The organism is Lacticaseibacillus sharpeae JCM 1186 = DSM 20505, assembly GCF_001436225.1.
GTDB classification, from domain to species: Bacteria; Bacillota; Bacilli; order Lactobacillales; family Lactobacillaceae; genus Lacticaseibacillus; species Lacticaseibacillus sharpeae.
The window spans coordinates 39423-58007 of sequence record NZ_AYYO01000056.1 but is presented as its reverse complement, the minus strand read 5'-3'; the positions used below and the strand labels follow the sequence as shown (position 1 = coordinate 58007).

The 18585-nt window shown below is 52.3% G+C and carries 26 protein-coding genes; all 26 read right to left on the bottom strand.

Annotation, left to right across the window (positions count from 1 at the left end; genetic code table 11):
- Positions 1–12: 12 nt before the first annotated feature.
- Positions 13–1275 carry a C40 family peptidase gene (locus FC18_RS11015; protein ID WP_054675560.1) on the bottom strand — a complete coding sequence of 421 codons (1263 nt, stop codon included), beginning with the start codon at positions 1273–1275 and terminating at the stop codon, positions 13–15.
- Between the two features lie 181 nt (positions 1276–1456).
- On the bottom strand, positions 1457–2341 hold the full coding sequence (locus FC18_RS11010; protein ID WP_056976303.1) for a LysR family transcriptional regulator: 885 nt from the start codon (positions 2339–2341) through the stop codon (positions 1457–1459).
- Positions 2342–2360: 19 nt separating this feature from the next.
- Positions 2361–2495 (bottom strand): hypothetical protein, encoded by a 135-nt coding sequence (locus tag FC18_RS12420; RefSeq protein WP_263849203.1) that lies wholly within the window; start codon positions 2493–2495, stop codon positions 2361–2363.
- Between the two features lies 1 nt (position 2496).
- Positions 2497–2712 carry a Lar family restriction alleviation protein gene (locus tag FC18_RS11005; protein WP_054675557.1) on the bottom strand — a complete coding sequence of 72 codons (216 nt, stop codon included), beginning with the start codon at positions 2710–2712 and terminating at the stop codon, positions 2497–2499.
- Positions 2713–2862: 150 nt separating this feature from the next.
- A complete protein-coding gene (locus FC18_RS11000; RefSeq protein WP_054675555.1) occupies positions 2863–3723 on the bottom strand; it encodes an aldo/keto reductase in 861 nt (286 codons plus the stop codon).
- A gap of 77 nt (positions 3724–3800) precedes the next feature.
- Positions 3801–5141 carry an MFS transporter gene (locus FC18_RS10995; protein WP_082403781.1) on the bottom strand — a complete coding sequence of 447 codons (1341 nt, stop codon included), beginning with the start codon at positions 5139–5141 and terminating at the stop codon, positions 3801–3803.
- Between the two features lie 297 nt (positions 5142–5438).
- Complete coding sequence (locus FC18_RS10990) at positions 5439–6098, bottom strand: NAD(P)H-binding protein (protein ID WP_054675549.1); 660 nt, start codon at positions 6096–6098, stop codon at positions 5439–5441.
- 12 nt (positions 6099–6110) lie between these two features.
- The gene (locus FC18_RS10985; protein WP_082403752.1) at positions 6111–7058 is read right to left on the bottom strand and encodes a DMT family transporter; all 948 of its coding nucleotides are present in this window, start codon (positions 7056–7058) and stop codon (positions 6111–6113) included.
- A gap of 126 nt (positions 7059–7184) precedes the next feature.
- Positions 7185–7859, bottom strand: coding sequence for an NAD(P)-dependent oxidoreductase (locus tag FC18_RS10980; RefSeq protein ID WP_054675545.1), 675 nt, complete (start codon positions 7857–7859; stop codon positions 7185–7187).
- A gap of 41 nt (positions 7860–7900) precedes the next feature.
- Entirely contained in the window at positions 7901–8374 is a 474-nt protein-coding gene (locus tag FC18_RS10975; protein WP_054675543.1) for a MerR family transcriptional regulator, read from the bottom strand.
- Positions 8375–8499: 125 nt separating this feature from the next.
- Entirely contained in the window at positions 8500–8895 is a 396-nt protein-coding gene (rpsI, locus tag FC18_RS10970) for a 30S ribosomal protein S9 (RefSeq protein ID WP_054675540.1), read from the bottom strand.
- Positions 8896–8906: 11 nt separating this feature from the next.
- The gene (gene rplM, locus FC18_RS10965) at positions 8907–9353 is read right to left on the bottom strand and encodes a 50S ribosomal protein L13 (RefSeq protein ID WP_054675537.1); all 447 of its coding nucleotides are present in this window, start codon (positions 9351–9353) and stop codon (positions 8907–8909) included.
- A 163-nt stretch (positions 9354–9516) separates the two neighbouring features.
- Positions 9517–10260: a tRNA pseudouridine(38-40) synthase TruA gene (gene truA, locus FC18_RS10960; protein ID WP_056976301.1), complete on the bottom strand. Its 744-nt coding sequence runs from the start codon at positions 10258–10260 to the stop codon at positions 9517–9519.
- A 23-nt stretch (positions 10261–10283) separates the two neighbouring features.
- Positions 10284–11078, bottom strand: a complete 795-nt coding sequence (locus FC18_RS10955) for an energy-coupling factor transporter transmembrane component T family protein (RefSeq protein ID WP_056976299.1) — start codon at positions 11076–11078, stop codon at positions 10284–10286.
- Positions 11071–11934 carry an energy-coupling factor ABC transporter ATP-binding protein gene (locus FC18_RS10950; protein ID WP_054675534.1) on the bottom strand — a complete coding sequence of 288 codons (864 nt, stop codon included), beginning with the start codon at positions 11932–11934 and terminating at the stop codon, positions 11071–11073. Before FC18_RS10950 ends, FC18_RS10955 begins: the two co-directional genes overlap by 8 nt.
- On the bottom strand, positions 11910–12749 hold the full coding sequence (locus FC18_RS10945) for an energy-coupling factor ABC transporter ATP-binding protein (protein ID WP_054675532.1): 840 nt from the start codon (positions 12747–12749) through the stop codon (positions 11910–11912). The genes FC18_RS10950 and FC18_RS10945 overlap by 25 nt, the downstream gene beginning before the upstream one ends.
- A gap of 438 nt (positions 12750–13187) precedes the next feature.
- A complete protein-coding gene (gene rplQ, locus FC18_RS10940) occupies positions 13188–13568 on the bottom strand; it encodes a 50S ribosomal protein L17 (RefSeq protein ID WP_054675529.1) in 381 nt (126 codons plus the stop codon).
- A 22-nt stretch (positions 13569–13590) separates the two neighbouring features.
- Positions 13591–14529, bottom strand: coding sequence for a DNA-directed RNA polymerase subunit alpha (locus tag FC18_RS10935; RefSeq protein ID WP_054675526.1), 939 nt, complete (start codon positions 14527–14529; stop codon positions 13591–13593).
- Between the two features lie 78 nt (positions 14530–14607).
- Positions 14608–14997, bottom strand: a complete 390-nt coding sequence (gene rpsK / locus FC18_RS10930; RefSeq protein ID WP_054675523.1) for a 30S ribosomal protein S11 — start codon at positions 14995–14997, stop codon at positions 14608–14610.
- Positions 14998–15015: 18 nt separating this feature from the next.
- Positions 15016–15381 (bottom strand): 30S ribosomal protein S13, encoded by a 366-nt coding sequence (gene rpsM / locus FC18_RS10925; RefSeq protein WP_054675521.1) that lies wholly within the window; start codon positions 15379–15381, stop codon positions 15016–15018.
- 29 nt (positions 15382–15410) lie between these two features.
- Positions 15411–15527 (bottom strand): 50S ribosomal protein L36, encoded by a 117-nt coding sequence (rpmJ, locus tag FC18_RS11980; RefSeq protein ID WP_003567518.1) that lies wholly within the window; start codon positions 15525–15527, stop codon positions 15411–15413.
- Between the two features lie 24 nt (positions 15528–15551).
- Positions 15552–15770, bottom strand: coding sequence for a translation initiation factor IF-1 (gene infA, locus FC18_RS10920; protein ID WP_056976297.1), 219 nt, complete (start codon positions 15768–15770; stop codon positions 15552–15554).
- 157 nt (positions 15771–15927) lie between these two features.
- Entirely contained in the window at positions 15928–16584 is a 657-nt protein-coding gene (locus tag FC18_RS10915) for an adenylate kinase (protein ID WP_056976295.1), read from the bottom strand.
- Positions 16585–16604: 20 nt separating this feature from the next.
- Positions 16605–17915 carry a preprotein translocase subunit SecY gene (secY, locus tag FC18_RS10910; protein ID WP_054675518.1) on the bottom strand — a complete coding sequence of 437 codons (1311 nt, stop codon included), beginning with the start codon at positions 17913–17915 and terminating at the stop codon, positions 16605–16607.
- Positions 17915–18355 (bottom strand): 50S ribosomal protein L15, encoded by a 441-nt coding sequence (gene rplO / locus FC18_RS10905; protein WP_056976292.1) that lies wholly within the window; start codon positions 18353–18355, stop codon positions 17915–17917. Before rplO ends, secY begins: the two co-directional genes overlap by 1 nt.
- Before the next feature lie 32 nt (positions 18356–18387).
- Positions 18388–18573 carry a 50S ribosomal protein L30 gene (gene rpmD / locus FC18_RS10900; RefSeq protein ID WP_054675512.1) on the bottom strand — a complete coding sequence of 62 codons (186 nt, stop codon included), beginning with the start codon at positions 18571–18573 and terminating at the stop codon, positions 18388–18390.
- Positions 18574–18585: the final 12 nt, after the last annotated feature.

Genomic DNA, 18585 nt, shown 5'->3' with positions numbered 1-18585 from the left:
AATTGCTAATGATTAAAGGCGAACACCGTAATCAGGTGTGTAACCACTGATGCTGGTAATCTTCACCACGTCACCGGTGTGTGGTGCGTGGATGAACTGGCCACCGCCAATGTAGATCCCAACGTGGTGTGCTGGTGAACCCCAGAACACGAGGTCGCCGGGCTGGAGCTGGCTAACAGATACGCGCGTACCCATCTGGGACTGTGCGGCAGCGGAGTGGGGCAGAGAAATGCCAATCTTCGCAAATGCCCACATCGTCAGACCGGAGCAGTCGTAAGCGCTAGGGCCAGCGGCACCCCACTGGTAAGGCTTGCCCATCTGGGACTCAGCAGCAGAAATGGCGCTACCGTATGCGGCGCTGAAGGAGCTGTCGCTGCTGGAGCTGGATGATGATGTCGCTGCAGCACTGGACTTGTGGGAGCTGCTCTTAGCGGCCTTCTTGGTGCTGCTGGAAGCATTGCTTGAACTTGATGCACTAACAGTCAGGGCAGCAGACGTAGAAACGGTGGTAGCAGCCTGGCTGGACTTCTTGCTGTCAGCGCTCTTAGCGGCAACCTTAGCTGAAGCAGCGGCCTTCTTGGCGGCAGCTGCTGCTTGCTTAGCTTCGGCAGCACTGATCTGGGCCAGAACGTCCTTGTTGTCTTCAAGCATCTTGTTCAGCTTGGCAGATTCGGACTTCGCGTCCTTTTGCAGCCCAACAAGCTTGGCCTTGTCGGATACCAGCGTTGCGCGGGTGTCTTCCAGGGACTTCTCGGTTGCCTTCTGGTCGTCCTGTAAGTCGGACAGCTTATCCTTGGCGTCCTTCACCTGCTGAAGTGCTTCCTGGTTGGCCTGGTTCAACTTGCTGACGGTCGTCCCGCGGGAAATCAAGTCGGACAAGTTCTTGGAGTTCAGGACAAAGTCAACGTAGACGTTCCCAGTTACGGAGTCGCCGGCTTCCTTCTGCAAGGAAACCAGCTGCTTCTTCATGGCCTGGGTCCGGGCTGCGACTTCCTTCTTTTCCTTGGTAATCTTGGTTGCCAAATCGGCAATCTTGGCCTTGGAATCGGTAATCTTCTTGTCGGCGTTCTTGATGGCGGTGTTCTTAGCACTCACCTGATCAGCGAGTTCACCGTTCTTTTTGTCTTCGTTTTCAATCTTAGTGAGAATATCCTTGTTCTGCTGGGTAATCTCGGCTTTCGTGTTCGCGGCAGATACGGGGTGCACATTTGTCATGGCCACCGTTGCAAATGACAGTGATGCGATTGCTGCGATAAATAATTTAGATGACTTCACTTTCATAACCTCCGCGTTTTCTTAACTAACTGTAGGCTAGACTAACATCCTAATATTACGTGGGTATTACGTAAGTGTAACTAAAGAATACAAAACGGCCAGGCGCCGCATTTCCGCCAGTTTTTGGCAAAAATACGGTCCTTGACCGTCATTTTGAGCTATTTTGTTGGTTAAGTGGCGCCTAATTGGCGAATGCCGCTTGAAAACGCCGTAAATATTCACTGACCAAGGGCGTCACCACCCGCTCTTTGCGCCAAGTTAGAACGCAATGGGTGGTCAGCGCGGGCGCCAGCGGCACGAATTTCAATTTGCTTGAGTCAATATCCTGCGTCACGCCTTGAATCGACAAGGCGGACCCAATCTGCCGCTCGATCAACGGCTGAATGTTGAAGTTCAGATTGTAACGACCCACCACGCGGAACTGACCCGCATCGGTACCCGCCCACTCATTCAGCATCGCTTCAACTAGCGGGCGGTGCGACAACATTAACGGCACGTCCTGCAGATCCGCCGGGTGAATTTCCCGCTTGCGGGCGAGCAGCGACTGGGCGCTAGTCAAAATGCCCCAGCGTTCAGCCCGCGGCAGGCGCAACGTGTTGTACTTCGCGGTGTCAATCGGCTCAATCAGGATGGCAACGTCCAGCAACCCTTTGTCCAGCTGCTCAGAGATTTGGGCGCCATCCCCCGTAATCACGGTGAACGTCACCGCGGGGTAATCCTGCACGAGTTCTTCCAAAATCTCGGCCATCGTGTCCGAATTATCGGCCTCCACGCAGCCAATGCGCAGATTGCCGCTAATGGCCGCGTGCTTTTGATCAATGAACTCCTGCTCCGTTTGCTGCGTTAACGCCAAAATCTCGGCCGCACGGCTCTTCAGGAACACGCCCGCCTTGGTCAAAACCAGCCGGTTGTGTTCGCGCACAAATAGTGGCGTGTCCAGCTCGTCTGCCAGCGCCTGCAGTTGGCGGCTCAAGGTGGGCTGGGTGATGTGCAAGACCTCAGCCGCGCCCGACACCGTGCCCACTTCGGCTACCGTCCAAAAATATTTAAGTAACCGAATTTCCACCAGTGCTCACCACCATTTGCTATTCTTCGGTTTCCGCATCTGCGTCCTCAGCATCAGCCGCATCCAGGGCGTAATTCATCAGGCTGAGCACGCCATTAATGGTGGCCAAGCCGGTCATAATGATGCTGAATTTTTTCCAGGTCATTCTCGTCATGTTAGTTCCCCCACCGCCGAATCTTGTCGAGTTCCGGCGTGAATGATTGCACAACCGTCCCGCAGTTCGTGCAAATGATGTGCATCAGGCTCACCCCGGTGAACGTGAGCTTCTTGCCCGCGTTCATCACCTGTGCCTGGCCGTCCTGCTTACCGACGACGAATTCAGTCCCGCCACAAAATGGGCATGGCTGCTGTTTTTGCTGCTGATTATCCATGAATATCTCCTCCAGTTCCAAAAATAGCCGTATACTGCGCCAAAGTCAGGGCGTACCCTGGCTTGATAACCTCAATTGTACCGCTTACACAAACGCAAACCAACCGTTAACCGCAAAACGCCCCGGAGCCGCTGGCCCCGAGGCGTTAGTTTAGTCTTGTTTGCCGCTGTAGACGGGAAAGGCCTTAGATTCACCGTAATCAGTGAACTGGATCCCCGCCAGCGTCTGCATATCCGCAGCGCTAATCGTGAAGTCCACCGCCGCGTTACTTTTGACGTGATCCAGGTTACCCGACTTAGGCAGGGTGATGAGCCCCAGCTGCAAATCATACCGGATAGCCAGCTGGGGCACGGTTACGTTGTACTGCGCCGCCATCTGGACCATTGCGGCACTTTTCATCATGGCACCGTGGGCCACTGGGGAGTACGCCTCAACGGCAATTCCCTGCGCCCGCGTGTACTCGATGAGGGCACTAGGCATGTTACCGACGTGGGCGAGCACCTGGTTCACAGCCGGTTTGACCGTTCCGTGGGCCAAAATGTTATCGAGGTCCACCTGCTCAAAGTTCGACAGGCCGATTGCCCGAATTTTGCCTGCCTTGTACGCGTCTTCCAGCGCCTGCCACGCAGCCACGTTACCCGCAAAATAATGGTCACCATCGCGGAAGTCCGCCCACGGTTCAGGACTGTGGATAATCATCATGTCGATGTAGTCAAGATCAAGCTTGCGCAGCGATTCATCAATCGCGGCCGCTGCACTTGCATAATCCTTGTGTTCCGCCGCCAACTTGGTGGTGACGAAAATTTCGCTGCGGGCCACACCACTGTTGCGCACGCCCGCACCAACACCGCGTTCGTTACCGTACGCCTGCGCGGTATCGATGTGGCGGTACCCCGCCTGAATGGCACCAGTCACTACTGCCGCCACCTTATCGTCATCAATCAGCCAGGTCCCAAGTCCAAGCTGCGGAATCTTGACGCCATTGTTCAGTTTAATTGTCTTTTCAAGCATATTCTGCCTCCACCGCATTCTGTGTTTGTTAACAAAAGTCAGTGTAAACCTTGGAGTGCACTTCAAAGCAAGGAAAATTATGCATTTGCCGGCGAAATATTTTTCCGCGTCACATGCCACAGCACAACTAGTTCAATAATCGTCAGCAGTGCGAGCACCGCAAAGCTGTGCACACTACCATTAATCGTCCCCACAACCTGCGAGGTGCTATGTGCCTGCCCTGCAGCCACAATCGCGGCCGCCATACTGATACCAAGGGCCGCCGTGAATTGCTGAACGGTGTTGAAGATTGCGTTACCGTCCGCATAATCAGTCGTGGGCAGTTGATTCAGCCCCACGGTCATAATGTTGCCGAACCCGACGCCGCGACCGAACATAAATAATGTGTACAAAAACAAAATGGCAAGGTTAACCAACTGATTCCCCAAGAGCCACAGACCCACAGTGCCCAGCAGGGAAATCACCGCACTGGTTCGCAGCGGCGCCCGTGCCCCAGCGACGTCATACCAGCGGCCGCTCAATGGCCCCACCACCGCACCAACGGCCGCCCCCGGCAGTACCACGAGGCCCGCGATTAGCGCACTACTGTGGTTAACCAGCTGAATGTAGTTTGGCAGCAGGAAGCTCAGACTCAATGAGCCAATCTGAACACAGGCGAAGGCGAGGAGCGCTTCAACAAACGCGGGGTTGCGAAATAGCCGTAGATTGATAATCGGCACGCTAATCGTCAGGCACCGATGTGTGAACCAAATCAAGGCCAGCACCCCGACTGCCAGGGCGCCGGCAACCGGCAAGCTAATAAACGGCTGCGCCCCCCAATTGGAAATGCCAAAAATCAACCCACAAAACGTCACGACAATCAGGACCACACTCAACTGATCAATCTGCGCGGCCACTGGCACCGATTTTTGTTCAATACAGCTGACGCCCAAACCCAGCGCCACAATCAGCACGGGCAACAGGAACGCAAAGATAAAGCGCCACGACATGGCCCCTACCACTAGGCCGCCAAATGTCGGGCCCAGTGCTGGTGCGACCCCCGTAATCATGGTTCCGACGCCCATCATCATGCCACGTTTGCTGGCCGGCACCCGCTCCAGGATGATGTTAAACATGAGCGGCAAGGCAATCCCGGTGCCCAGGCCCTGAATTCCGCGCCCCAGTAATAGCACCCAAAACGCCGGTGCCAAACCGTCGATGATTACGCCGGCAATGAAGAGACTGATGGCGACCAGAAACAAGTTCCGCATCTTAAACCGGCGCTTCAACGTTGCGGACAACGGCACCATTACCGCCACCACCAGTAAATACAATGTGGTCATCCACTGCACGGTACTGGTCCCAATGCGGAACTCCCGCATTAAGGTGGGAAAGGTAATATTCATGGCCGTTTCCACCATGACCCCACAAAACGACATTAAGCCGGTCGCAACGATTGCACCGACCACTCTTGGCGAGATTTTTTCTTTCACACTTACCCTCCTTGTGTTTGTTAGTAAGCTAACAAACACAAGACTAGCACAAATTTTTCGCTGACGTAAACAGAATCTGGGGCACACACCGAAATTTCACCCACGAAAAAAGCACCCCCGCATGCGGGATGCTTTGATTTTCTCGGTGTTCCTATGCGCAAAATTAATGCTTGGCGAACTAACGAGCCGTACAAGCCTGCTTGAGACCTAGCTTTAAGCACCGTGGTATCAATCGCTGTCAGTCTAGCTATACCACCGTGGCGCCGGTCCTGCAGTATTAGGTTTACTGATGCCAACAGATTCGCCGATTAATTGTTCCGGATCATGGATCAGCTTTTCGACCAGATCAGCCACACTTTGACGGGAAATTTCGGTCCCCTTGAACGCCTCGCCCTTGAACGTCATTTCGTAATCCACTTCTGGCTCATCTTGAAACCATGCGGGACGAATCAGCGTGTAATCTAATTGACTCGCTTCGACTACCTTAGTGGCATCTGCGTAGGCCGTTAACGTACTGCCTAGCATCGCTTGATTCCAGCGACCATATGCCCCCGGAATTTCACCATAAACACCATTGGCAGAAATCCAGATCAGACGCCGCACTTGTGCTTGATGCATCGCCTTGACCACCGAAGCCGCCTGTTGGCCAAGATCCGCACCATACAAGTTCCCGTAAACTAGTGACTGACCAGCCATGATTGTCGCCAAGTGGTCCGTGTTGAGCACATCTGCTTGGACGACTTGCACGCCACGATTGGCTAGATCAAGTCCGGCCAGCTTTTGGGGATGCCGTACCAATAGCGTTAATTTGGTAATGTCAGCGCCGACTTGCGCCAACAGATTCTGCACCACAATTCTTGCAATTGAACCGCTAGCACCTAGGATCAAAACATTTTTAGTCATTCAAATTCTCCTTTAAACGAAGTGGATCTCGACTACACTGACAAACATCACAATCAACCCGATGATTTTTTCCCGTTCAATCGATGCTGTGAATGAATCAAACATGCCGAAGTGTTCAACAACTGCGCTGAATAGCAATTGGCCAAACAACGCCAAAATCACAACTTGGCCAGTGCCTAATAATGGCGCTAACCATGCACTGCACAAAATGTATGCCCCACCGATTGCACCGCCACACCACAACCACCAATAATGCTTAGTCGCAATCACCGCATCCCGAATTGGCCTAAAACTGGTATGCGTGAACCAAAGCACCAAAAATAATAGGATTGTTCCAAGCGCAAACGAAATCGTCGCGGCTTGAATACTTGAGCCTAACTGCACCCCTAAACGGCCATTGATCGCCGTTTGTGACGCCATCAGCATCCCTGCTGCCACGCCAAAAATTTGGTAAAGCAGCTGATATTGCACATGCATTTTCGCTAAGGAACGCTTCGTCAGCGGATCAGTGGGGCCAATCACGCCAATCGTAATCAAAACGCCGATTACCAATATCACGACACCGAGGAATTTCAACCAAGTCATGCCTTGGACTCGCGACCCGAATAGACCGAATTGATCGATCACCACGCCCATGATGATCTGGCCGAGAATCGGCAACACTGACGCTTGAATACTGCCTAAGGTGCTAAACAACACAATGTTGCCCGTTAATCCAATCACGCCAAAGACCCCGCCAAGCCAAATCCACCAAGGTTGTGTGGTCACAAAACTGGCAGTTGGCAGCATTGGTTGATGCACCAATCGCCCTAAAATGAACAAAAACAGCAGCCCAATCATAAACGAAATGCCTGAAGCCAAATACGGCGAGCCCACAAACTGACGCAATTTTGAATTAATCGCCGTTTGGGTCGCTAATCCCGCACCCATGATAATGGGCAGCAACGCTAAAAATACCACGCTATCCCTCCAATATTTTGATTTTCACTTTCGTAGTGCAAGCACTACAATACAGCCTATAGTGAACTAGAGGTCAAGCATTTTTCAAAAAAATCCCGCTGATAATCAGCGAGATTTAGGCGCAACTCAATAGCGTTGACTGGGATCTGGATTGTTGCCTGAAAATAAGGTAATCTGCTGACCAATATATTGATGACTCTCAACGATATCGATCATCCCTTTGGCATAATCTGAATAACTGATGTAATCATTTTGCCCATCACTTGGATCAGGTGTGGGAAAATATTCATCCCCGGTCACTTGATAGTGCCCAGTCGTGTGCCCTGCAGGATCAAAATTATACGGTGGCGTCACGTATGTCCACAAAACATCGTGACTGTCTTTTAGTTGCTCCAAGCCAATGCTATGCGCTAAACACAAATCCTGCATATAGCGCGGGTAATACCGCCGATATTCTTGGAGTTGATGGTGATGCTCAGAATCTGTATACAGCGTGTTAGCCCCACCGACTTTCAAATAGCGCGTCTTCGTGCCTTGCAATAAAGCAATCACATGCGCCAGCCCTAATGTGTGCACAACTTCAGTCTGCGTAGACCACGCCCCGACGGCGTCAATCACTGCATCAAAGCCTTTAACATCGTCTTTGGTCAACGCTTGGATATCTTTGAGGATCAACTGATCCACCACGGGATGCTTGTGGCGACGGTGCGCGACGCCGACGACCTCGTGTCCCCGTCGCTGAGCTTCTCGATAAATCGCCCGCCCCGCGCGACCGAACACGCCAATAATCATAATTTTCATGCCAAGACCCCCTCAGATCACAGCATAGACCCTATAGTCGACTAGAGGTCAAGCGACGCATCGCTCTGCAATTTGGCATAATCATCAAAAGTGGCTTGGGTGATTTCTTTGGTATCACCAACCAAATGGATCTGCTCGGTGCCAGCTTGCAGCGCGGTTTGATAATACCACTGTTTAAAGTGCAAATGGGCCATTGACGCGTTCAGGCTATCAATGCGCGACTGCAGTTCATGTTCATGTGCAGCCAAAAAATCAGCGCGATCTTGCAGGGTTTGATCCCCTTGTAAGCGCCAGTTTTCAAACTGCGCACTATCCTTGATCGACACGCCCGCATCACGTAAGTCTAAAATCATCTGCAATGTACGGATATCATCTTCGGTAAACACGCGCCGGCCGCCAGCATCGCGCTTCAACAATGGTAGCAAGCCCTCCGCATCATAATAACGAATCGCTTGCACCGTCAGGCCTAAGCGCTTGGCGACGTCACCAATACTGTATGTGATTGTATTATCCATTTGGGCATCCTCTTTCTTCAAAAGTGGGGCTAGTGACGCAATTACGTCTCCGATTTTTCCGCCCCACGAAAAAAGCACCCCGCAAGCAGGATGCTTTTATTATCTCTATGCTGATAATCGTAAAATTAACGCTTGGAGAACTGGCTAGCCTTACGAGCCTTCTTGAGACCTGGCTTCTTACGTTCCTTCATACGAGGGTCACGTGTGAGCATGCCGGCCTTCTTGAGAGCTGCGCGGAAGTCAGGGTCAACAGCGAGCAGGGCACGGGCAATCCCGTGACGAGTTGCGCCTGCCTGGCCAGTGAAGCCCCCACCATTAACGTTAACCAAAGCGTCGTACTGGCCGACGGTTTCAGTAAGTCCAAATGGCTGGGTCATGTCCAAAATCAGGTTTTCGAACGGAAGGTAGTCATGTGCATCCTTGCCGTTCATGGTAATCTTACCGGTACCGGGTACGAGACGTACGCGGGCAACGGAGTTCTTGCGGCGGCCTGTGCCGCTGTATGCTACAACGTCTGCCATGATGATCCTCCTTAGATACGGTCCTTGATGTCGAGTACTTCAGGCTTCTGAGCAGCATTGTCGTGCTCTGCGCCTGCGTACACGTGCAGCTTCAGGAACTGCTGGTGGCCAAGAGTGTTCTTGGTTGGCAGCATCTTCTTAACTGCGTATTCGATCAAACGTTCTGGGTTGTTTTCCCGAAGGTCCCCAGCAATTTCCTGCTTAAGACCACCTGGGTGCTGGCTGTGACGGTAGTAAATCTTGTCAGTAGCCTTACGACCGGTCAGCTTGACCTTAGAAGCGTTGATAACGATCACGTTATCACCAGTATCTACGTTAGGGGTGAACGTTGGCTTGTTCTTACCACGAAGAATAGATGCTACGACGGATGCAAGACGACCAAGAGAGATGTCGGTTGCGTCGATGACGTACCATTTGCGTTCGATTTCACCTGGCTTAGCCAAAAATGTTGTACGCACGATGAGTTTCCTCCAAATTTCTGTGTTTGTTTGACACTTGTAAGATTTCCGGGGCTTACGTGGGGCAAACAATACCAAATGCTATGATAACAATTATCCCCGCCCACGTCAACACGTCCAGGCGGTTCGCAGCGCTATCTTGCAAATAAAACTGCCCGATTGTTTAATAATATACTTCCTTGAGGTAAAGTCCAGAGGCAGGTGCCGTCCCGCGTGCCTGCTGCCGATCTTTCACCGCAAACAGGCGAATGAAGTCGTGCTGGTCCCGCCGGCCATTGCCAATCTCAAGCGCCGTGGCAACCAGAATGCGGACCATGTTGTACAAAAAGCCGTTGCCATAAAATTCCATAATCAACTCGTTGTTTGCCGCATCATAGGTGCACGTTGCATCATAAATGGTTCGCACCTTGTCCTCAATCACCCCACCACTAGCCGCAAAGCTCGTAAAATCATGGGTCCCGATGAGGTCTTGCAGCGCCACTTGAATCCGGGTCACATCCACCTTGTAGGCGTAATGACCCGTATAGAGGCGCTTGAAGGGGTCGGTGTACTTGCCCAGAGCGACGCGATACATGTACCGCTTGCCCTTAGCGGAATACCGCGCGTGAAAGTCGGGGTCCGCGTACTGCACATCCTTAATCAGAATATCAAGCGGCATCATGCTGTTTAAGCCCATGAGCATATTCTGGGGCGGAATATTTCCCGGGTAATCAAACGACACCACCTGCCCCAACGCGTGTACACCAGAATCCGTGCGCCCGGATCCGTCGATGTGCACCGGCGTCCCCTTCGCCATCTTCGTGAGCGCGCGCTGCAGAACGCCCTGCACCGTGCGCTGTTGCGGCTGCACCTGATAGCCAGCGAACTTGGTCCCGTCATATTCAAGGGTTAAGCGATAATGTTGCACAGTTTCCTCCATTCGCGCCTAAGTTAGCGCCGTAAAATCAGTAAGCCCAGGGTCAGTACTGCCAGTGCGCCCGTCGTCATTGCGTCGCGCTTACCATAATGCAATACCCGGTACTTGGTGCGCCCGAGTCCATCACGATAACCACGTGCTTCCATCGCCGTTGCCAGGTCATCCGCCATCGTGAAGGCCGAGACAAACAGCGGGATAAATAGCGGGACGATGGTCCGAATCTGCTTCACCAACCCGCCACTACCGAAGTCCACACCCCGCGCGCGTTGGGCATTCATCGTCTTAGTCGTTTGGTCCATCAGCGTCGGCACAAAGCGCAGCGCAATACTGAGCATCAGCGCTACTTCGGTCACGGGAAAATGAATCTTTGCCAGAGGCTTCAGCAGTGACTCCACCGCATCCGCCAATGACAACGACGGCGTGGTCAGGGTCAGCAGCGTTGACATGAAAATAATGAGCACCAGGCGGATGAACACGAAGCCCGCATTAATCAGACCCAGGCTGGTCACACTGAGCCAGCCCCAACGCCAGTACACCTGACCACCGGTGGTGAAGAAGATTTGAATCAGCACCGTGAACACAAGCAGGAACAAGACCGGCATTAATCCATTAATGAAGAACTTAAAGCTCACCCGGGCCAACGGAATAATTGCCAGGGTCACAACGGTTAAAAACAGATAACTCTGCCAATTGTTCGCCAAAAAGACGATGGCAATGTAGAAGAAGGTTGCGAGCAGCTTCGTGCGGGGGTCCAGCCGGTGGATAAACGAATCACCGGGAATGTACCGGCCCAGAATCATTTTACTCATGGGCCTGGCCCCCTAACTGCGGTGCCAGCATTTGCGCCAGCTCGGCACTTTTAAGCGGCAAGTGCGCAAACTGAAACCCGCGCTTGCGTAGCTGCAAGGCAAATTGCGTTGTCCGTGGCAATCCAAGCTGGTGGTCCAGCAGCCAATCCGCATCTTGGAAAATCGCTTGCGGCGTGCCTTGCTTTACCAACTGCCCCTGATCAAGCACGAATACACGGTCTGCATAGTCGGCCACATCATCCATCTGGTGCGTCACGAGCACAATGGTTTGCCCCGCCGCATGCAGCTGCGCGAACAGGGCCATCATCTCGCGGCGGCCAACTGGGTCCAGCCCGGCTGTTGGTTCATCCAGCACCAGAATCTCCGGCTGCATCGCGAGCACACCAGCAATGGCAACCCGGCGCATCTGGCCCCCGGACAGATCAAAGGGCGAGCGGTCCAAAACATCCGCCGGCAACCCTACCCGCGCAATCATCTTCACAGCCAGAGCATCTGCGTCGGCCGCACTCACGCCAAAGTTGCGTGGGCCGAACGCTACATCTTCGCGCACAGTCGCCGCAAATAGCTGGCTTTCAGCGAACTGAAAGACCATCCCGACCTGCCGCCGCAACTCGTGCAAGTTCTTGTTGCTGGTTGCACTCGTAATGGTGCGGTCACCAATCGTCACGGTCCCGCTGGTGGGCTTAATCAGTGCATTCAGGTGTTGGAGCAGCGTGCTCTTCCCGGAGCCGGTGTGCCCAATAATGGCCGTGTACTCCCCGCCATGAATGGTCAGTGACACGTCGTCGAGCCCGACGCCAGCCATTGGGGTTCCCGCTTGGTACGTATAACTTACATGGTCGAACGTAATGTCCACAGGTAATCCACCAACCCTTCATCGTCAAAATATGTCCCGGGAAATACCACCCCGAGCTTCTGTAATTCATCCTGGAGCTGCTGGGCAAACGGAACATCCAACCCGTGGGTTAATAAGTCCTGGCCGTGGCTGAAAATCTGCGCTGGCGTACCGGTCTCCACCACTTGACCATCGTCCAGCACGATAATCTTGTCACTATTGCTCGCCTCATCCAGGTCGTGGGTAATCGAGAGTACCGTTAAGCCCAGCTCCGCCTTCAGCTGCTTAATGAGAGCAATGATTTCCCGGCGCCCCGCTGGATCGAGCATCGACGTGGCCTCATCTAAAATAATCACCTTGGGCCGCTGGGCAACAACGCCCGCAATTGCCACGCGCTGCTTCTGCCCCCCGGACAAGTGCGCCGGTTCGCGGTCGGCAAACTCTGTCATCCGCACCGCTTGCAAGGCCACATCTACACGCTGCAGCATTTCCGCACGCGGGACGGCCCGGTTCTCCAGGCCAAAGGCAACGTCATCGGCAACAGTCGCGCCCACGAACTGCGTCTCTGGATTCTGGAACACAATCCCGACTTGAGCGCGAATATCCCACATTGTCGCTTCGCTGAGTTCCTGGCCGTCCACGGTAATCGTGCCGGCACTCGGTTCCAGCAGCCCGAGGATGTTCTTCGCCAGCGTACTCTTGCCACTGCCGTTATGGCCAATCACTGACACCCATGCACCACGGGGGACAGTTAACGAGACGTCCTGCAACGCCGCTTGGGTGCTGTCACGGTATGAATACTCTAGATGCTCAACCGTAATGATGTTGTCGTTCATATGCCCCTCCATTTTCAGTAAGTGTGTCAAAATTCTATGCCAATTTTACCATAACTTCCGGGTCGGCAAAATCAAAGTCCAGAATCTGTCCGGATACTGGACCAAAATACAAAAACGGGGCGTGCCCCAAGGACACACCCCATTATTATGTAAATCAAGTGACGGATGGAGGGCCGAGTTGCCTCAGCACTCGCAAGCTAGACTAAGAGGATTGGGCAAAACCCGCACCTTGGTATTACTACCGCACCCAGAAAGGATGCCCATCATCGTAACGCTCCATCGATCAAATGATCAAAGTGAACTAGCCCCGGGGGTTAGTTCGGTTTTACATTGTGGCAAGAGGATTGCTCTTCCCGCCGCTTAGTTAGGCGCTGCAGTTGCAGTCCCGATTAGCAAGACGGCGGAACGCATTGAAGCGCCCCGCCGCACGTTGCCAAATTAAACGAGTTCGATGATAACCATCGGTGCCGCGTCACCACGACGAGGGCTCGTTTTAAGGATACGGGTGTAACCACCATTACGGCTTTCGTAACGCTTTGCAATGTCGTTGAACAACTTCTGCAGAGCGGAAGAAACTACAACCGTGTCATCCTTTTCGGTAACATCCGCAACTTCATTACGGACAAATGCTGCTGCCTGACGACGTGCGTGCAGGTCGCCGCGCTTACCAAGCGTAATCATCTTTTCTGCAACAGAGCGCAATTCCTTCGCGCGTGCTTCAGTTGTGACGATACGTTCGTTGATAATCAGATCGGTGGTAAGGTCACGAAGCAGTGCCTTACGCTGGGAACTGGTACGTCCCAATTTCCGGTAACTCATGAATTTTGGCCTCCTTTACGAATTAATCATCCTGGCGCAGGCTGAGGCCCAAGTCAGCAAGCTTGTTCTTCACTTCTTCAAGTGATTTACGGCCCAGATTGCGCACTTTCATCATTTCGGCTTCGGACTTGTTGGTCAGTTCCTGAACCGTGTTAATTGAAGCACGTTTCAAGCAGTTGTAAGACCGCACAGAAAGATCCAGCTCTTCGATTGTCATCTCGAGCATCTTCTCCTTGTGGTCTTCTTCCTTTTCGACCATAATCTCCGTGTTTTTGGCATCGTCGGTCAGGTTAACGAAGATGGCCAAGTGATCGGTCAGAATCTTCGCTGCCAGAGCGATAGCCTCGCGTGGGTTGATTGAACCATTAGTCCAAACATCAAGAGTCAACTTATCAAAGTCACTCCGACGACCAACACGTGCGCTCTCAACCTGGTAGTTAACCCGACTGATCGGGGTAAAAATCGAGTCGACAGCAATTACGCCAATCGGCATGTCATCGGTCTTGTTCTGAACAGCTGGCACGTAACCACGGCCAGACTTGACAGTCATCCGCATGTGCAATTCAGCACCTTCAGCGACTGTACAAATGTACTGTTCAGGATTCAGGACGTCGACATCTGCATCGGTCTTGATGTCAGCAGCGGTAACCGTTGCTGGACCCTCAATGTTGATTTCAGCTGTCTTTTCGCCATCACCGTGCATCTTCAAAGCAAGCTTCTTGATGTTCAGGATGATTTGGGTAACATCCTCGAGAACCCCATCGATTGTGGAGAACTCGTGGAGCACGCCGTCAATCTGAATGCTTGAGACTGCAGCCCCAGGCAAAGATGAAAGTAAAATCCGCCGCAACGAATTCCCGAGTGTGGTACCATACCCGCGTTCGAGTGGCTCGATGACAAACTTGCCGTAGTTGCTGTTTTCGTCAACTTTGGTAATGTTTGGCTTTTCAAATTCGATCATCTAAAGTGTACCCCTTTCAGAACGAGAGTGATGTCAGCATACCCTGCCTCCAGTAAACGAGACGTGTGGGTATACAAACTACACACGACGCCGCTTTGGAGGACGAGAACCGTTATGTGGTACTGGCGTTACATCGCGAATAGCGGTGACGTCAATCCCGGTAGCCTGGATCGCGCGAATTGCAGCTTCACGACCTGAACCAGGTCCCTTAACTGCTACTTCAACGGACTTCAGACCGTGTTCCATAGCTTCCTTAGAAGCAGCTTCAGCAGCCATCTGCGCAGCAAATGGAGTGGACTTACGGCTACCCTTGAACCCAAGAGCACCAGCTGAAGACCAAGCCACGGCATTACCCTGAACGTCAGTAATCATGACGAGGGTGTTGTTAAACGTGGAGTGGATGTGCGCAACACCGGTTTCGATGTTCTTGCGTACACGGCGCTTACGGGTTGTCTTGCGTTGTGCCATCTATACGAACCTCCTTACTTATTTCTTCTTGCCGGCAATGGTAGTTTTCTTACCCTTGCGCGTGCGTGCGTTGTTCTTGGTGTGTTGACCGCGAACTGGAAGACCCTTACGGTGACGGATGCCACGGTAGGAGCCAATTTCCATGAGACGCTTGATGTTGAGGTTGGTCTCACGACGAAGATCACCTTCAACACGGTACTTTTCTACTTCCTGACGAAGCTTATCTTCCTGGTCTGGTGTAAGGTCTTCGACGCGAACGTCTTCAGAAACACCGGAGTCAGCGATAATCTTCTGTGCAGTCGTGTTACCAATACCATAAATGTAGGTAAGAGCAATCACGATACGCTTGCCGCGGGGCAAGTCGACACCTGCAATACGAGCCATGTTATGACACCTCCTGTTTTTATTCTAGATTAACCTTGGCGCTGCTTGTGCTTAGGGTTAGCAGAGCAAATGATCATAACGCGACCCTTGCGGCGTACAACTTTGCAGTGCTCGCACATTTTCTTAACTGATGGACGTACTTTCATTGTTGTTTTTGCCTCCTGTCTTGGCTACTTGAAACGGTAAGTGATTCGGCCCTTGGTCAAGTCGTACGGAGACAACTCAACGGTTACACGGTCACCGGGAAGAATCCGGATGTAGTGCATCCGAATTTTACCAGATACGTGAGCCAGAATTTTTGCACCATTTTCAAGCTCGACTTGGAACATCGCGTTGGGTAGGGTATCCACCACGGTGCCCTGAATTTCAATGACATCGTCTTTTGCCACGGAACTATTTCCTCCTCGTCCGGTTGGTCATTATATAAATATAACTGCGCCCACGAAAACTGCCTGGACGTCGACCTATGACACACTGCGTCAGTGTATCACAATTTTCGCACGTTGAAAACAAGTCTGCCCGTCGACAGACGATGCCACCCTCGATTTACTTGTTAAGTCCATCGAGAATTGATTCAATCTCTGCGAATACCGCGTCAATGTCCTGGTCACCATTTACGGTAAATAGCAACTTGCGGTCAGCGTAGAAATCAAGCAGGGGCGTGTTCATTTCGATGTTGACCTTGAGGCGGTTTTGCACGGTCTCGGGCTTGTCATCGTCGCGCTGGAAGAACTCATGTCCTCCACAACGATCACAGGTGCCTTCGACCTTGGGGTTGTGGGACAACTTGTTGTAAGTTGCACCACAGGTTTTGCAAATGTAGCGTGCGGAGAGACGCGCGCCGAGAATCGCCGGATCAACATCAATGTTGATGACGGCATCAAGGGGCTTCTTCAGCTCGGAACCGATAGTCTCGAGTGCTTCAGCCTGTGCAATCGTCCGGGGGAAACCGTCTAGCATGTAGCCAGTTTCCGTATCGGGTTCTTGCAACCGTTCCTTGACTAGCCCTTCGGTAACTTCGTCCGGAACAAGCTGCCCCTTGTCGATAAACGACTTAGCTAGCTTTCCGAGCTCCGTCCCGTTGCTGATAGCAGCACGGAACATGTCACCGGTGCTAATGTGGGCAATTGGAAACTTGTCCACAATCTTCTCCGCCTGGGTACCCTTACCGGCACCCGGCAGACCCATGAGCATCAAATTCACAGTGTTTCCTCCGTTCTGTCCTACTTGATCAAGTCATCCCGGATGAAGCCGATGTACTCGCGCTTCATCAGCAAACCATTAATCTGGCGAACCAGTTCAATGGCGGTCATAACAACAATCAGTAGGCTCGTACCACCGAGTCCAATTGACTGCGGCAGTCCCCAGATGTTCGCTGCAAGCTGTGGAAGCAGCGCAACGAACCCAAGGAACAGTGCCCCAACGGTGGATAACCGCATCAGCTCACCGGAAAGATACTTTTCGGTGGCTTTACCAGGCCAAACGCCTGGAATGTAGCTTCCTTGTTTCGTCAAGTTCTCCGCAACCTTTTCCGGGTTAACCTGGACAAAGGCGTAGAAGAACGTGAACAGAACAATCAGCAAGGTGTAGAGTGCAATCCCCCATGGTTTGGTCATACTAAAGACGTTTGACGCCCAGATGTACCAGGTATCCGTGCTGTGCTTAGCTTGGAACGCCATCAGAATTGTCTGCGGCGTCACAATGAAAGAACTGGCAAAGATAACTGGGATAACCCCGGCAACGTTAATCTTCAGTGGCAGGTAGGAGTTATCCCCCGCGCTCGTCACGCGGCGGGTATATTGGATCGGAATCTTGCGGTTAGCTTGCTGAACCCAGGTAACAAATGTTACCACGATGAGTACCAGCAGAACCAACGCAATCATGAAGACGACACCCTGCCAGCGGTCGCTAGCTGAGTTGTTCGTAATCTGATCCCGCCAAATTTCCTGAATCCCACTTGGAAGCCGGGCAATAATCCCGGCAAAGATGAGTAACGAAATCCCGTTCCCAAGACCCTTATCCGTTATCTGTTCACCCATCCAGGTCAGCAGCATTGTGCCACCGGTCATGATGATGCCCAAGATAATGAATGTTTTAGGGGTTGGGTTGGCAACCAAGCCATACTGGGAAAGCACCTGGAATCCAGCTGTAATCCCGATTGCTTGGAACATCGCGAGCCCGATGGTGAGGTAACGGGTCCATTGGTTCAACTTACGCCGACCAACTTCACCCTGCTTACTCCACTCAACGAACTTAGGCACGATGTCCATCTGGAGCAACTGAATCACAATCTGTGCGGTAATGTAAGGCGAAACCCCCAACGCGAAGATGGAGTAGTTCGACAACCCACCACCACTGACTGTGTCCAAGATTGAAATCAAACCAGTTGAGCCAATCTTGTTCAGTGCACCAGCATCAATACCAGGGACGGAAATCTGTGCCCCTAGGCGATAAACCAGTAAAACTGCCAAGGTGAAGAAAAGCTTATTGCGAATCTCTTTAACCTTGAACGCGTTTTTGAGGGTTGCAATCATTAGATCACCTCAATCGTACCGCCTGCAGCAACAACTGCTGCCTGAGCAGCTGCAGATGCCTTTGCTACCTTGATGTTGAGCTTCTTGGTAAGTTCACCGTTGCCGAGCAGCTTGATGCCGTCCTGTTCGTTCTTCACGAGGCCAGATTCGACAAGTGCTGCTGCAGTAACATCGGCGCCGTCTTCGAAGCGGTTCAGGTCGCTAAGGTTCACGATAGCGTATTCCTTGCGGTTAATGTTGTTAAAGCCGCGTTTAGGCATACGACGGAACAGTGGCATCTGACCACCTTCGAAACCGAGACGGGTCTTACCACCCTGACGAGCCAATTGACCCTTAGTACCTTTACCAGCAGTCTTACCCTGACCACTAGAAGTACCACGGCCAAGACGCTTCTTGGAGTGACGGGAACCTTCACTTGGTGTCAATTCGTGCAGTTTCATTAGTGTTCGCACCTCCTTGTTCTAGGTTTGTTTTAGTCCTTGATTTCTTCAACAGAAACCAGGTGGGAAATTTGGAAAATCACACCGCGAGTAGCAGCGTTATCAGGCTTGATAACGGAGCTGCTGATCCGGTTAAGACCAAATTCCTTAACGATTTTACGTTGCTTAGGCAGACGGTGTGCTGCGCTCTTAATCAACGTGATCTTCAGCTGAGCCATTATTGTCTACCT

Bases quoted from the DNA above. Each gene is read 5' to 3' on its own strand.
- FC18_RS12420 (WP_263849203.1), bottom strand. From the start codon at position 2,495: ATGACGAGAATGACCTGGAAAAAATTCAGCATCATTATGACCGGCTTG.
- FC18_RS11005 (WP_054675557.1), bottom strand. From the start codon at position 2,712: ATGGATAATCAGCAGCAAAAACAGCAGCCATGCCCATTTTGTGGCGGG.
- FC18_RS11000 (WP_054675555.1), bottom strand. From the start codon at position 3,723: ATGCTTGAAAAGACAATTAAACTGAACAATGGCGTCAAGATTCCGCAG.
- FC18_RS10995 (WP_082403781.1), bottom strand. From the start codon at position 5,141: ATGTCGTTTTGTGGGGTCATGGTGGAAACGGCCATGAATATTACCTTT.
- FC18_RS10990 (WP_054675549.1), bottom strand. From the start codon at position 6,098: ATGACTAAAAATGTTTTGATCCTAGGTGCTAGCGGTTCAATTGCAAGA.
- FC18_RS10980 (WP_054675545.1), bottom strand. From the start codon at position 7,859: ATGAAAATTATGATTATTGGCGTGTTCGGTCGCGCGGGGCGGGCGATT.
- FC18_RS10975 (WP_054675543.1), bottom strand. From the start codon at position 8,374: ATGGATAATACAATCACATACAGTATTGGTGACGTCGCCAAGCGCTTA.
- rpsI (WP_054675540.1), bottom strand. From the start codon at position 8,895: ATGGCAGACGTTGTAGCATACAGCGGCACAGGCCGCCGCAAGAACTCC.
- FC18_RS10955 (WP_056976299.1), bottom strand. From the start codon at position 11,078: ATGAGTAAAATGATTCTGGGCCGGTACATTCCCGGTGATTCGTTTATC.
- FC18_RS10945 (WP_054675532.1), bottom strand. From the start codon at position 12,749: ATGAACGACAACATCATTACGGTTGAGCATCTAGAGTATTCATACCGT.
- rplQ (WP_054675529.1), bottom strand. From the start codon at position 13,568: ATGAGTTACCGGAAATTGGGACGTACCAGTTCCCAGCGTAAGGCACTG.
- FC18_RS10935 (WP_054675526.1), bottom strand. From the start codon at position 14,529: ATGATCGAATTTGAAAAGCCAAACATTACCAAAGTTGACGAAAACAGC.
- rpsK (WP_054675523.1), bottom strand. From the start codon at position 14,997: ATGGCACAACGCAAGACAACCCGTAAGCGCCGTGTACGCAAGAACATC.
- rpsM (WP_054675521.1), bottom strand. From the start codon at position 15,381: ATGGCTCGTATTGCAGGTGTCGACTTGCCCCGCGGCAAGCGTATCGTG.
- rpmJ (WP_003567518.1), bottom strand. From the start codon at position 15,527: ATGAAAGTACGTCCATCAGTTAAGAAAATGTGCGAGCACTGCAAAGTT.
- secY (WP_054675518.1), bottom strand. From the start codon at position 17,915: ATGATTGCAACCCTCAAAAACGCGTTCAAGGTTAAAGAGATTCGCAAT.
- rplO (WP_056976292.1), bottom strand. From the start codon at position 18,355: ATGAAACTGCACGAATTGACACCAAGTGAAGGTTCCCGTCACTCCAAG.
- rpmD (WP_054675512.1), bottom strand. From the start codon at position 18,573: ATGGCTCAGCTGAAGATCACGTTGATTAAGAGCGCAGCACACCGTCTG.